Raw genomic sequence first — 13911 nt, forward strand, 5'->3', positions numbered from 1 at the left:
AATCACTTTCCATGAATGTAAAAGGGGGTTGACCTCCCGGATTTTACTGGTATTACTCGTCCTGTTTGCTGCCTTTAATCTTTTCTTTATCATTAGCAATTCTTATTCTAAGGAAGAACTAAAAAACGTCAATCAATTATCAGAGACGTACGGCAAAAAAATCACCGATCAGTCACTGCTCTTGGCCCAGAAAGATTTGGATGCACAACTCCCCTATTTGGAAAAATTGAGCGGCCAAGACTATGACAGTATCGATGAATTTATCAAACAATTAAAGCCCAGTGATTCAGAGCGATATAGCGATGATGAGTGGACATTGCTAAATCAGGTTATCATGAAACAATCCTATGTAAACATGGCCCAAACCATTGATAAAGACTATAGCAACATTACTATGAATCAAGTTGCGGACACTGTTATCAAAAGTCGAGGTCTTACCGGCAATGCAGCAAAAACACTCAGAAATCAAATTAGAAAATTAGAACCTCATTTGGAAGAATTAAAACAAAACAAGGAATACAAGGAGTGGTTTTTTGCGGGAAGAGCCTATAAAATGCATAGTTTCCTTTTTAGAACTCTTTTTAAAATGATCATCTTTGAATCAATTATCTTAATTGTATTAGCAACTGCGCTTATTTCAAATTACGAATTTGAAAATAAAACCCATCTTGTCACCTATTCAACTGCAAGAGGAAGGCATTTAATGAAGGATAAGCTTTTTGCATCGCTTCTAGTGGCAACAACAATTACATTGTTTTTGACAACCACATCACTTGCCGCGTACTTTATGGTGTTTGATTACTCATCTTTATGGGGTATTTCCATCAGCAGTGCCTTTAACTGGGAATACCAATTCCCTTATATCTCTTGGTGGAAATTATCGTTTTTTGAATATTTGTTTGGCGTGGTTCTCATTGTTTATTTTTGTATGCTGCTATTCTCAGTGATTACCTTTTCCATTGTTATTTTCATCAAGAACAATTATTTTACGTTCTTGTTGTTCGTGACGTTTTTTGCAGGAGCATACTTAATTCCAAAGATATTTCCAATATCCTCTACCCTTAGTTTGGTCGCAAATTTTAACCTATCGATGCTATTGATGAATCCCCATATGATGTTCATGGGAACTAGCGGGATTCGGAGCTTTCAGTATTATGAGCTCTATACAATTGGGGCATGGGCATTCATGGCAATTGGATTTTGTATTTTTTCGCTAAAAACCTTCCAAAAACAAGAATTGCACTAAGGAGACCGATTTATGCAAATTTTAATTAATGAAATAAAAAAGATCTTTACCTGGAAAATGTTCGCAGTACTTGTCATTGTGAATAGCATATTTTTCTTAATTTTTATGGAGTTTTATATTGCCCATTTCCCAAATGGTACAGGATTGTATACTGTTAACGTCGGCAAAGAGATTATAAAAAAGTACGGAATTTATATGGATAAGAACGAATATGCCAATTTTACACAAGCCTATCACGCGCAGGTAGAGGAGGCCGAACGCTACATACAATTAGAAGAAGAATTTGCTGAAAACAAGGTCACTACCTATAAAGAATTTAGACAGAGCGAGGGGAAAGCTGACAGTCCACTAGAGCAAACGATTTCAAAATTGTATGATACTAAAATTGGCATTACGCTTTGGGAGCTGTCTGCAAAAGAGGAAATGATTCAACAATATAAGCTGGGAAAGGCATCCTTTGATGGCTGGTTAACGAATCCAACTAGCAAGCAACAGGAGCAGCTTGAGGAGCTAAAAGCTTCAGTTGCTCAACAGCTTTTTCCAGATTCTGTTATGTTTAATTTTAAGCAATATATAAATTACGCAGCGATTTCGATCATTATCAGTATTATGATCCTCATATCACCTGCGTTTATGGAGGACAGAATAGGTAACATTCTTGAAATGCAGTATACCACCAAACATGGGCGGAATTTGTATAAATCGAAAGCCGCTGCCGGCATTGTCTCAGCTTTTATCGTGACAACTGTACTATTAATTATCTATCTTAGCTTGTATTCCTTAACCCATACAGGAATGTTTTTCGACGTCCCTGTTAATAGATTTTACGGATATCCTTATTGGTATAATCTAACCTACCTGCAATATATGATGCTATCTGCAGCCGCTGCTTATATTATTGGATTGATTTCTGCACTAGTTGCCATGTCAGTATCTAGTATCGTACCGAACTATATTACTTTAATTGGGGTGCAAATTCCTTATTTGTTTGTACTTATCACTTGGGGACTTGAGGACTTACTGCAAAACATAATCTCCATTAACATTTCACAGTGGGAAGTGCCGAGTGTTTACGGTGTTATGTTTGCCGTTAGTTTGTCATTTATAGCTTTCACCTGGAAACACGAGAGGAAGAAAGACATTGTTTTTTAAAGAAACGCAGAATAGAATACGTTTAAACATCAATCCTTTTCATAGATCTCGCCTCTTATATTTTTAGAGAGACTATTCTGTTGATTGCCATTTTCCTCAAATATTAACGCATATTTAGGAAAACCTAGTTAAAAAGAGAAAACAGGAGGTCAAAACATGGTAGAAAGCTTAAATACTTATTGCATGAGTGAATACGATGTATTAAAACAAGTCATTCTTTGTCAGCCTCAATATATGACAATTCGCGAAGTAATTAATGAAACGCAAGAGCACTTTAAAAATGAAGGTATTCATATTGAGCGTGCATTAGAGCAGCATGGTGAATTTGTAAAAACGCTTAAGAATAATGGCATTGAGGTTATTTTATTGCCTTATCATAAAAAATATCCTGAACAGGTCTTTACAAGGGATATTGGTTTTACTCTTGGGCAAACAATCTTTGTTGCTAAGATGGCAACGGATGTTCGTTCAGGGGAGGAAGACATTTTAAAGCAATGGCTTGAGGACGAAGAAATCTCTTATTATAATTTAGCCGCGGAACGGATTGAAGGCGGAGATGTTGTTATTGATCGAGAAACTATTTATGTGGGACTGAGTAATCGGACGGATCAAAAGGCTGCTGAACAATTACAACGTCTTTTAAATCAATTCAATGTTATTCCCATCCCATTTAAAGAAAAATACCTACATTTAGACTGTGTATTTAATGTCATTTCATCTGAAGTGGCCCTTTTTTACCCAAATGCCTTAACGAAAGAAAGTATCGATCTTTTTGCTTCACGCTATGAATTAATTGAAGTTTCGGAAGAAGAACAATTTCAATTGGGCACAAATGTATTGAGTATTGGCAACAAAAGGATATTAAGTCTGCCAGTCAATGAGAAAGTAAACAACCAACTTCGTAACCGTGGATTTGAAGTTATTGAAGTGGATATCACAGAAATCATAAAATCCGGCGGCTCCTTCCGTTGTTGTACCCTGCCTATCCTACGAGAATCTTAAATAAAAATATAAAAATGACCATATAAACAACCCCACCCCAAAGCCCCAAAAGAGTGCGGTTGTTTATATAGTCACAAGAAACATTATAATTTAGCTATAAAAAAATTGCTTCTATTTATGGTAAGGTTCACCGCACCTATAATACCGGCAGTTTTTCGTCTTTAATTTCCTCAATAATCCTTTCCAAATTTATTCTCAGATCTTCCTTATTAGCGTATTTAACTAACAATTTCACCCGAAAATTTTTATTGTCCGATTAATGATCCTTCCACATACCCTACTGGCGGCCGCAAAACACCCCTTTTCCCCAATAACTTTAGGCGAGCCATTGATATAAATCAAGGCTCGTAAAGAATATCCTTTATACTATAAGGAAGTGTTATGATAAACTGTGCACCTCCAGTTGGACCATTTTTAGCTTCTATAGTTCCGTTATGTCTCTCGATAATTGTTTTAACAATAGTTAAGCCTAAGCCGAAATTTCCATTTTTCCCCTTATAAAACCGTTCAAATAGATGTACTAAATCCTTATCTTCAAATCCTCTGCCATCGTCGCTAATCGTTACCTGCAGTGTAGGTGACTCCCGGTGCATTGTAACCTTCAATGTTATCAAGCTTTCTGCATATCTCATACAATTACTAACCAGATTAGTCAGCGCACGTGACAGTTTTTCCTCATCTCCTGTTAGAAAAATTTCGGTTTCGGGGAGTTCTAGTGAAAGATTAATACTGTCTTTTTCAGCAAGGGCCTTCATTCTCTTTGATACATCTCTTACTATTTCCGAAAACTCAATGACATTAAAATGATAAATATCTTCATCTGTATCTAATCTCGATAAGTACAATAAATCATTAATTATCAAGGTGAGACGTCTGGTTTCATCAATAATTATATCGGTCGCCAACTCTTTATTTTCTACTACATCGTATTTTAATCCTTCCGCATGACTTTGGATGATCATAAGAGGAGTTCTGAATTCGTGAGAAACATCTTCTAAAAATTTTTTTTGCGATTGGTCAAAAACATCAAGTTTTCTGGCAAGCCAATTGATATTATCCACTAGTTCTTGAATTTCATTATCTACAGAGATCTCAATATTGGTGTTAAATTTCCTTTCAGATAAAACTCTTAAATGCCTAATTATTGCGGTCATTGGGTTTGACACTCTTTTTGAAATATAGGAGGAAATAGAAACACTAATGACTGAAGCTATCAGCAGAATAATAAGCAGCATCCCTATAATGATTTTTTTTAATTCATCTATTTTTTGAAGGCTGGCATAAAGAACAAAGGCCTGAATGTTTATTTTGTTTGGGGGTACGGTTATGAGTACAGTAGCATATTTGATACTCTTGTAACCCACAATGGCTTTTTGTTCAGAATTAAGGTCGTTTGAATGCAGAAGCACTTCCATAATGGCATTTTCAATTTCTGTCTGTTCCTTATCATCATCCCGAAGTGAGATGAGAGTACCCTGACTGCTAATAAAAAAACCCTCCGCACTGATTACTGAGAGCCTTTTACTCAAAGATTTTTCCATTCGATAAAAACTCTTAACAAGCGCCTTTTTACTTTTTGTCAGTGATGTAAGATTATCTACTTCTTTTATAATTGTTTTATTTATTTGGGCCGTAATGTCGGTTAATTGATCCATGGCTATTTTTTGAAAGTAATAGTAAATTGATATGTTGAAAACAACCGCTACAAGTAGTAGCGTGACCATAGTGGTGAGTATGTTTAATTTGAATATTTTAGATTTAATCGTTCCTTTTTTCATAGTCTGAGACCTTATCTATGATTTTAAAGCCGAATCCCCATACAGTTTCGATTTGAAGAACAGAGCCGATATTCACCATTTTTTTCCTGATTCTTTTAATCATATCATCAGTAGCACGAGTTTCAGCCTCCGTTTCAAAGCCCCAGATTTTATTAAGAAGCTCTTCACGGCTTACTGCCTTATTTCTATTTTTTACTAAATAAAACAGCAATTCAAATTCCATTTGTGTAAGATGAAAAGGAATTCCCTTACACTCCGCATGTTTGGTTGCCGGAAAAAGGATGATATCACTGATTGCAATGCCGTTATTGGCATTCATGTTCTGATCCAGCGAAATTCTTCTAAAAGTACTTTTCACTCTCGCAATAAGTTCGAGCGGACTAAAGGGTTTGGTCAAATAGTCATCGCCGCCTAATGTAAGACCGGTAATTTTATCGAGTTCACTGTCTTTAGCCGAAATGATAATAATCGGAACACTGCTAGTCTCCCTGATTTTGGAGCATAAAGTGAATCCATCAAGTTCGGGCATCAATATATCAATAATGAGCATATCGCAAGGCTTTTGATAGAAGGCCTCCAAAAGGCTTTGGCCATCATGAAACATCGCCACATCCATCCCCTCACTTAGTAAAAAAGATCTTATGATATTACAAATTTTCTCATCATCATCTGCTATATATATCAATTTTTTATCCAAGATCATTCCATCCCTGCCAATAGTTGAGATTAGGTTAACACAATTATAGTAGAAATTGTTAGGTGAGCGCTACTTGCCGCAAATTTGCCACAGTTTTGCGAGGATTTTTTTTAGTGATTTAACTATACTTAATTCAAAGGCTACGATGAACATAACCCATCATAGTCTATGAATAAGAGAGGGAGTTGTTTAAATGAAGAAAAAGAAGCTGGTTAGTATGATTTTGGCAGGGGCTATTATAACAAGTGCCATCCCGGCTTTTGCTGCAACCACTAGAACAAATAATTCTAATGTCAACCAGCAGGCTACAATACAGCAATATACTGTGAAGGCTAATAAGCTGCATGTCGATATTAGCGGATTATCAGCGAAAGAGGCAAAGGCAAAACTTGTAACTGCAGTTGAAGAAAAGCGGGCAGCAAAAGCAAAAAAGCTCGGAATTGATATTAGCGGTTTATCAAAGAATGAAGCAAAAGTTAAAATCAAAGCTGCTGTTGAAACTAAGTGGGCAGCAAAGGCAAAAAAGCTCGGAATTGATATTAGCGGTTTATCAAAGGATGAAGCAAAGGCTAAAATCAAAGCTGCTTTTGAAACCAAGCGGGCAGCAAAAGCAAAAAGGCTCGGAATTGATATTAGCGGTCTATCAAAGGATGAAGCAAAAGCTAAAATCAAAGCTGCAGTTCAAGAAAGGAAAGCAGCAAAACTCAAATAAAAAAGTCCACTGTCACTCCCCAAATATGACTTTGACAAAATATGGGTGGTGACAGTGGATAACACCGTTAAAGTTAATATGAGCAGGGTTATGATCCAAGACATAATGACCAGTTTCCGAGACAAATTGCGATATGACCTTAATGAACATTAAGACACCCTTATAAAAAGGGCTATTTGTCTAATTATATTAAATATTCTGTGGTAAACACTACCTAAGTACTAATTTAAGAATAAAGTAATAGATCAAATTAAATACAAATTCCTCAAAAGAACTGCTTCTATTTATGGTAAGGTTCCCCCCGATTAATCCGAAATGCCCGGTAAATCTGCTCTACCAAGATTAATCTCATCAACTGATGGGGGAAGGTCATCCGCGAAAAAGACAGCTGTTCATTCGATCGCTTGATTACTTCCTCACTTAAACCCAAGGACCCGCCAATCACAAAGGCGATTTTACTTTTTCCATAGGTAGCTAGCTTATCTAAGGTATCAGCAAGTTCTTCCGATGATTGCAACTTCCCCTGGATGGCCAAGGCAATCACATATGTATCCTGACTGATCTTTGCAAGAATTCGTTCGCCCTCTTTTTGCTTCACTTGCAGCATTTCCAGTTCGCTTAATTCTTCAGGTGCTTTTTCATCCGCTACTTCAATGACTTCCACCTTGGCATAGGCGGTGAGTCTTTTTAAATACTCCTCGATGCCTTGCCGCAAATATTTCTCTTTTAACTTTCCAACCGTTATGATCGAGATATTCACAATCCACAACCCTTTTCAACTTAATTACAAACAGCTTACGAACAAGTTATCCACAGAAGTTATCCACATATTCACAATTTTTATCCACATATTGTATGGAATCACTTGTTCGCCACCATATATACAGCTTGTTTTTCGCAATATTCACAGCCTGTTGATGACTTATCCACAGGAATTTGCGATAATACCGGATAGGTTTGAAATTGATCCACAATGTCGTCTAAGGCAATTTCTACGTGTTCCTCACAGCTAAAAATCATTTATTTTCACCTTCCCAAAAAATCCTTTTATTTTTATTGTTCTCTTCATAAGTCTTTGTCATACGACAACTTCAAGCACATCCTACATCATACCAAAAAAAACAGGAAAGTGAACATTTCACCTTCCTGCTTTACCCTTCATTATTCCATTTTTTCTGCTGATAGTGTCATACTGGTCTCCTTAAGCTTACCCTCACGATAATATTTAACCGTTAGCTTCTCACCAATTTTCTTTTTCTGATACAAATGCTTCCTTAGGTCAATCACGTCATTAATTTTTTGGCCATCCATTTCCACAATGACATCCAACTCTTTTAATCCAGCTCGTGCTGCTGGTGAATTTATGACCACTTGTCGGAGGGCCACCCCATAATTGACGTCACGCGGAAGTTTCAAGGCTTCCTCTTGATAATAAGCAGGTATTTCATTGACTGATTTCAAATCAACACCCATGTATGGACGCTTAACTGTCCCGAATTGCTCTAGATCATCAATAATCGGCTTGGCAGAGTTGATAGGAATCGAGAGGCCAATTCCTTCGACTGCCTCTTGAGAAATTTTCATCGAGTTAATCCCTATCACTTGACCAGCCATATTAATAAGAGCACCACCACTGTTACCTGGATTAATCGCAGCATCTGTTTGCAAAACCTCTGACTGCCAGTCAATTACACCATCCTGATTAATATCAACAGGAATGGTCCGTTTAAGACCCGAGATAATCCCTTGTGTTACCGACCCTGAGAAGGTTGCACCAAGTGGATTTCCAATCGCGATTACCGGCTCTCCCATTTTCAAGCTGTCAGAATTACCAAATTCGGCAATTTTCTTTACTTTACTTGCATCGACTTCAAGAACAGCTAAGTCTGTCCAGATATCGCTTCCGAGGAGTTTGGCTGGGATTTTGGTTCCATCCTCCATAGTGACTTCGAGTGATGTAGCACCTTCGACCACATGGTGGTTGGTTACGACATAGGCTTTGTCGCCTGCCTTTTTATAAATAACGCCCGATCCCGTTCCAGCTGCTTCCCCTGAGTTATCACTGCCATCGGACCAGAAGCTTGATTCTTGAATATTATTAATACCGACTACTGCTTCAGCGGTCTTATCAACCGCTTTAGTTATGTTGGTGTTCACATCATAGGAAATCTGCTGTTGAATGCCGCTTGGCGTTGACTTATTTTCCGATTCCGTTCCAGTCGCAGCATTTTGATTTGGAGAAATTTGATAGGGTAGAATTCCCCGGTTGGACAGGGTAGGAATAGCAAATACCACAATAAGTGCCCCGATGATGGCCCCAATGATACTAGCTAGAAAAAAGCCGCCACGTTTTCTTTCACGATAACGTCCCTGTGGCTGCTCATCATAATATCCCATTTACACCATTCCTTTCTTACGAAAAGGTTGCTAACTACTATTTTGGCTTATACTTACAATTATAATCATTCCGCTTTAAAATACTAAAAAAACGCATTATGTTAATAAAATCTTACAGTTTTGTTCATAGTTTTTTAATATGTAGGTAAAAAAAAGAATGAAGGCCCTTATAGGTATATACCTTCATTCCATTATGGTTAAACTGCTGTTAAAATGGTTGGTGTTTTTGGGTCGGTGTCATACAAATCAAACTGCTCCCCTACAATGAGGCCGCGGCCTTCAAGGGTTTGGGCAACTGCCATTTTAGCTAAGTCCTTCATATTATTATCAAGACTTAAATGGGCAAGGTAAACCCGCTTGGTTTGATCGCCAATACAATCGCTCATGGCAAGGGCTGCATCTTCATTGGAAACATGACCGATATCACTCAAAATACGACGCTTAATGTTCCAGGGATATCTTCCCATCCGCAGCATCTGCACATCATGATTCGATTCAAAAATATACACATCAGCATTTGAAATAATCCCTTTCATCCGGTCACTAACATAACCAGTATCCGTGATGAGGACCAGCTTTTTCCCCTCATGATGAAACACGTAAAACATTGGTTCCGCTGCATCATGGGAAACGCCAAACGATTCAATCTCAGTAGAACCAAAACTCTTTACTGTTTCCATATTAAAAACAAACTTTTGTTCAGTTGGAATAGCCCCGACTGAATGTTCCATAGCCTGCCAGGTTTTTTCATTAGCAAAAACGGGTAAATGATATTTGCGGGCAAGCACCCCAATCCCTTTAATGTGGTCACTGTGTTCATGTGTCACAAAAATTCCGGATAGCTTGCTAATGTCACGGTCTATTTGTCCGAAAAGTGATTCCATTTGCTTCCCGCTAAAGCCAGCATCGACTAAGAAGGAATGTTGATCGGATTCTACATAGAGGGCATTTCCAGTACTGCCGCTTGCAAGAATGCTGTAACGTAAAGACATAATACTCACTCCGAACTTAATTTTTCTTCGCTGTTAAACTCTATAATTTGACCCTCAAATGCGTTCACAAAAAGACTCTCTTTATCATCAACAACAATACGCCATGTTGGTGCTAATACTTGGGATGCCGCCAACTGAATCAGTGTCGAATACCCCATCTCAATCTTGGTAATTTTACTTTTTGGCTGTAATATTCCTTTTTGATGTAAGGTTTCAATTGCCTTTAACGGCCGGAGTACTTCTTCCTGAGCCGTTAGCTTTTCCATTCCCTCTAAATAGGTTTGTTGATAGGAAATAATTTGATTATCAGCATTGACTGTAAAGGTAATCATCCCATTAATATTTTGGTATAAAGGGGATTTCTCATATTGCTGAAAGTAGGTAATCGTGTGTTTTTTATCGTCCTTCTCCCAGAATTGATAATGATCACCAAACAAAATATTTTCCTTTAAAAAGGTTGCCAGTTTTGCGGGCTCAAATTTATCATCAAGCTGAACCGGCTTCTCAAGGTTCACCATTAAGGTGGTACCAGGTTCCTTTAAAGAAGCCGATTGACCCTTTAACTTGGCAAGATCCCCCTTAGTGAAGGTCCTGGGTTTTGCACTAAGATATTGATTTTTTATAGGGTCCTTGGGAAGTTCAATTTCTAATTTAATTTCATCCGCCTTTAACTTATCATCGAATGATGTTTCTGTAATCATTTCATATTTATTGGCATCACGAATTTTCATAAATTGAAAGAGGAGATAAACATCTAAGATTAAAAATGTAATAATAAAAATGGTTTTAATTTTACTCCAATCCATGCTTAACTCCCCCTAGCTCCTTCATCGTTACCTGCTCCCACGTTTGATTATAACGATAGAACCAGGCTGGCTCTAAGAGGATTAACTTGTTCTCCTCCGTATCTCTTTCCATTCGATAACCAAGGACTAATTCTTCGAGAAGCTCAGGTTTAAAGTCCTTTTTATTTTTTAAAAACTCTAGAACCTCATGTCCTGAGGGAGGTGTTATATTTTTCATTTCCGTTATTAACGGCAGGTCTAAAGCGATGTTGGGCCGGACATATTTATTAATCTCATCTCTGCCCCAAATCTCGTTAATTTCAGAAAGTCCCCGTTCGTTAAAGATGGGATAGCCATCCGTACTGTACAAGCGGAAGGTAACAGACCGCTTATACTCGCTTTTAGACACAAAACGGAACTGGTCAGTCCAGCCGCCATGCCCATTTACAAAATCAATACTTCTTTTCACTAAATCATAGGAGCTGTCTAAATAAGTATCCTCAACGGTTGGATTTACATATTGAAGAATATTAGTATCAAAATTCACCGTCATTTTACTAGAATCATTCGTGTACTCTTCTCCATGTGAAAGAACACTTTTCTGAACAAAACTTGGGTCGTCAAAAAGCGCCTCTTTAAAATCATCTGAGTTTAATGTGCGAGGTAAATACCGATAAGTTGTCATCCTTGTTTCACCCTCCGGCAAAAAGAGTGTATCTTCCCCGGTTGGGTGATAGGCAAAATAACTTGGATAACTAGACGCATTTTTATAAAAATGTTGGTTAAACTCATTCAAACTTGTTGAAGATACATGACTAATATAAACTTGTTGTGTTTCAGAGGAAACAAAATAAATGATCCCATTTTCCTTTTCAATTCCGTCAACATTAATAATGATTCGATTGAAGTTAAAAGATGGAACCTTTTTCCCCTCAATATTTAAGACCCTGCGATATAGTTCTATCGGAACCTCGCCGGGAAAAATAATCTCAGCATTCCCACTGTCATGGATTAGATTTTCTATGTTATCGACTTTGTTGGTATAATTTTTGACATCATAAATGGCCCAACCGCTCATGACCTTAATAATCTTATCCAGTTCCTCTGTATTATTGGTTCCATAATGTTCATTCTTAATATGAAATAACACTCGGTCTGGTCTGATAATCTTTTGAACCTCTTGTTTTTCACTTACGGTGACCTCCGCCACATAATTGCCTTTTTTCATTGTGTCGTAATTGGGCTGGTAGGTCCAAAGGTTCCATGTTAACAATACACTAACTAAGACTAAGACGACTAATATCCAGGATTTAATATTTTCGTATCTCATGACCATTCATCCTCTTCAGAACGTTCGTATGGTAGTGAAAAGGAAATCTTCGTGCCCTTTCCTTCTTCACTTGTTGCCCAAATAGTCCCGCCATGAGCATTCACCATTTCCTTTGCAATCGCTAGTCCAAGTCCCGTACCGCCTAATTTTCGAGTTCTTGCTTTATCCACACGGTAAAAACGGTCAAATATCTTACCAATATTCTCTTTAGGAATGCCCATTCCTTGATCGGACACACTGACAATGATTTTGTCTTCTTTTTCCTTAATCGAGAACGTCACCTGACCGCCCTGCGGGGAATACTTTAAGGCGTTCGAAATGATATTATATAAAACCTGTGTCATTTTATCTTCATCAATTTCAACAAAAATTGCATGATTAGGAAGCTTTCTTTTAAAAGTAACATTTTGATCCTTGGCCATCTCTAACCGATCAATGATACGGTCGTAGAAATTAACAAAGTTTACCCACTCTCTATTCAATCTGTAGTCCGTACTATCCATTTTCGATAATTGGAGCAAGTCATTGACTAGGCGGATCATTCTTTCTGTTTCAGTACGTGTTACCTCTAAAAAGTTGGGGGCAATTTCTTCATCCTGCCATGCACCATCAGCAAGAGCCTCTAAATAGCTGCGCATTGTTGTTAACGGCGTCCTTAGTTCATGAGAGACATTGGCAACAAATTCTCTTCTTTCTGCATCAATCTTTTCTTGATCAGTAATATCATGTAAAACCGCAATCAAGCCATTCACAAAACCAGTTTCTTTTTGAATAACTGAGAAATTCGCCCGCAATATATAGCGTTCTGATTTTGTACTATAATCAAGGATTAATGAGTCCTTTTCTTCAAGAAGGTCTTCAAATGTATTTGTATCATCCAAGTCTAACAACGATACTATCGGCTGTGAGAGCACTGTTTCACGTGAAACATTCAACATCTCTGCAGCAGGTTCATTGATTAATATAACCCGTCCTTTTCTGTCGGTAGCAATTACTCCATCTGTCATATAAGACAAAACAGATGATAGTTTCCTGCGTTCTCCTTCGGTCATTGCTTGAGCTTCTTGCAATTTTTTTGTTAAATGGTTAAACGTAACGGCCAGCGTGCCAATTTCGTCTTGGCCATACACTTTAACCTTTCGGGAAAAGTTTCCTTTTGCCATTGCTAAAGCCTGTTTCTTCATATCAATAATCGGCCGTGTAATCGTTTGGGCGAGTAAAATCCCCAAAATGGCAGTAATCGATAAGGCAATCGCCGTACCAGTTGCAAATATCCCATTGATGGTTTTCATTTGTTCAAAGACATTTTCAATATTGGCCTCTAAGTAAATGGCACCAATAACCTTTTTTCCTGACTTTAACGGGGTAGATAGTTCCCAAATTCGATGTCCGTTTTTATCAACTAAAATCGCACTTTGGTCCTCTTCCAGGACCATTGATTGTTTTACCCGGAGCAATGTTGTCCTTTGGCCGACAACCCCCTGATTAGGATGGGAGGTACCGAGTATTTTTAAAGTCCTATTGTCAATAACCTGGACTTCCGAGATATCATCAGTTGTATCGAAGTCTTTAAGAATCTTCTTTATATCCTCTTCGAGTGTTGGGTCTTCAGGCGTTCTTTCCCTTTGCATTTCCTCGACAATATTATAGGCAAGCAAATCAACCCGCTGCTTTAATGAAGTTTGAAAGTTTGTCCGTAATGTATCCTCTAGCTGCCTTACAAAATAGACACCGATAATTTGCATTGCCACTAACAGCAGAAGAACGTAGATGATCACAAACTTAACATGTATAGAACGAAAGAATCCGACCTTTTTCAT

At 37.7% G+C, this 13911-nt stretch carries 13 protein-coding genes; 4 read left to right on the top strand and 9 right to left on the bottom strand.

Going from position 1 to position 13911, the window contains the following annotated elements; translation table 11 throughout:
* The first annotated feature begins 28 nt into the window (after nucleotides 1-28).
* The 3 genes from AC4E8C_RS24625 to AC4E8C_RS24635 all read left to right on the top strand — a co-directional run bounded on the left by AC4E8C_RS24625 (nucleotide 29) and on the right by AC4E8C_RS24635 (nucleotide 3400).
* Nucleotides 29-1246, top strand: coding sequence for a hypothetical protein (locus tag AC4E8C_RS24625; protein ID WP_490209252.1), 1218 nt, complete (start codon nucleotides 29-31; stop codon nucleotides 1244-1246).
* A gap of 12 nt (nucleotides 1247-1258) precedes the next feature.
* Nucleotides 1259-2398: a hypothetical protein gene (locus AC4E8C_RS24630; RefSeq protein ID WP_490209253.1), complete on the top strand. Its 1140-nt coding sequence runs from the start codon at nucleotides 1259-1261 to the stop codon at nucleotides 2396-2398.
* Between the two features lie 156 nt (nucleotides 2399-2554).
* On the top strand, nucleotides 2555-3400 hold the full coding sequence (locus AC4E8C_RS24635) for a dimethylarginine dimethylaminohydrolase family protein (protein WP_490209254.1): 846 nt from the start codon (nucleotides 2555-2557) through the stop codon (nucleotides 3398-3400).
* Between the two features lie 338 nt (nucleotides 3401-3738).
* Here the strand turns inward: AC4E8C_RS24635 and AC4E8C_RS24640 are convergent, their stop codons facing one another.
* Nucleotides 3739-5178, bottom strand: coding sequence for a sensor histidine kinase (locus tag AC4E8C_RS24640; protein ID WP_490209255.1), 1440 nt, complete (start codon nucleotides 5176-5178; stop codon nucleotides 3739-3741).
* Entirely contained in the window at nucleotides 5159-5875 is a 717-nt protein-coding gene (locus AC4E8C_RS24645; protein ID WP_490209256.1) for a response regulator transcription factor, read from the bottom strand. The genes AC4E8C_RS24640 and AC4E8C_RS24645 overlap by 20 nt, the downstream gene beginning before the upstream one ends.
* A gap of 193 nt (nucleotides 5876-6068) precedes the next feature.
* Between AC4E8C_RS24645 and AC4E8C_RS24650 the strand changes: the two genes are divergently transcribed.
* Nucleotides 6069-6587 (top strand): hypothetical protein, encoded by a 519-nt coding sequence (locus tag AC4E8C_RS24650; protein ID WP_490209258.1) that lies wholly within the window; start codon nucleotides 6069-6071, stop codon nucleotides 6585-6587.
* Between the two features lie 280 nt (nucleotides 6588-6867).
* On the opposite strand, the gene rlmH is transcribed toward AC4E8C_RS24650, so the two are convergent.
* The 7 genes from rlmH to walK form a co-directional block, all read right to left on the bottom strand.
* Nucleotides 6868-7347, bottom strand: a complete 480-nt coding sequence (gene rlmH / locus AC4E8C_RS24655) for a 23S rRNA (pseudouridine(1915)-N(3))-methyltransferase RlmH (protein WP_490209260.1) — start codon at nucleotides 7345-7347, stop codon at nucleotides 6868-6870.
* 101 nt (nucleotides 7348-7448) lie between these two features.
* Nucleotides 7449-7607, bottom strand: a complete 159-nt coding sequence (locus AC4E8C_RS24660; RefSeq protein WP_490209262.1) for a CxxH/CxxC protein — start codon at nucleotides 7605-7607, stop codon at nucleotides 7449-7451.
* A 141-nt stretch (nucleotides 7608-7748) separates the two neighbouring features.
* The gene (locus tag AC4E8C_RS24665; RefSeq protein WP_490209263.1) at nucleotides 7749-8984 is read right to left on the bottom strand and encodes a S1C family serine protease; all 1236 of its coding nucleotides are present in this window, start codon (nucleotides 8982-8984) and stop codon (nucleotides 7749-7751) included.
* A gap of 197 nt (nucleotides 8985-9181) precedes the next feature.
* Nucleotides 9182-9976 carry an MBL fold metallo-hydrolase gene (locus AC4E8C_RS24670; protein ID WP_490209265.1) on the bottom strand — a complete coding sequence of 265 codons (795 nt, stop codon included), beginning with the start codon at nucleotides 9974-9976 and terminating at the stop codon, nucleotides 9182-9184.
* 5 nt (nucleotides 9977-9981) lie between these two features.
* The gene (locus AC4E8C_RS24675) at nucleotides 9982-10782 is read right to left on the bottom strand and encodes a two-component system regulatory protein YycI (protein ID WP_490209266.1); all 801 of its coding nucleotides are present in this window, start codon (nucleotides 10780-10782) and stop codon (nucleotides 9982-9984) included.
* Nucleotides 10769-12091: a YycH family regulatory protein gene (locus AC4E8C_RS24680; protein ID WP_490209268.1), complete on the bottom strand. Its 1323-nt coding sequence runs from the start codon at nucleotides 12089-12091 to the stop codon at nucleotides 10769-10771. The genes AC4E8C_RS24675 and AC4E8C_RS24680 overlap by 14 nt, the downstream gene beginning before the upstream one ends.
* Nucleotides 12088-13911, bottom strand: a complete 1824-nt coding sequence (walK, locus tag AC4E8C_RS24685; RefSeq protein WP_490212647.1) for a cell wall metabolism sensor histidine kinase WalK — start codon at nucleotides 13909-13911, stop codon at nucleotides 12088-12090. The genes AC4E8C_RS24680 and walK overlap by 4 nt, the downstream gene beginning before the upstream one ends.

This window comes from Neobacillus sp. SRL179, from assembly GCF_984799095.1.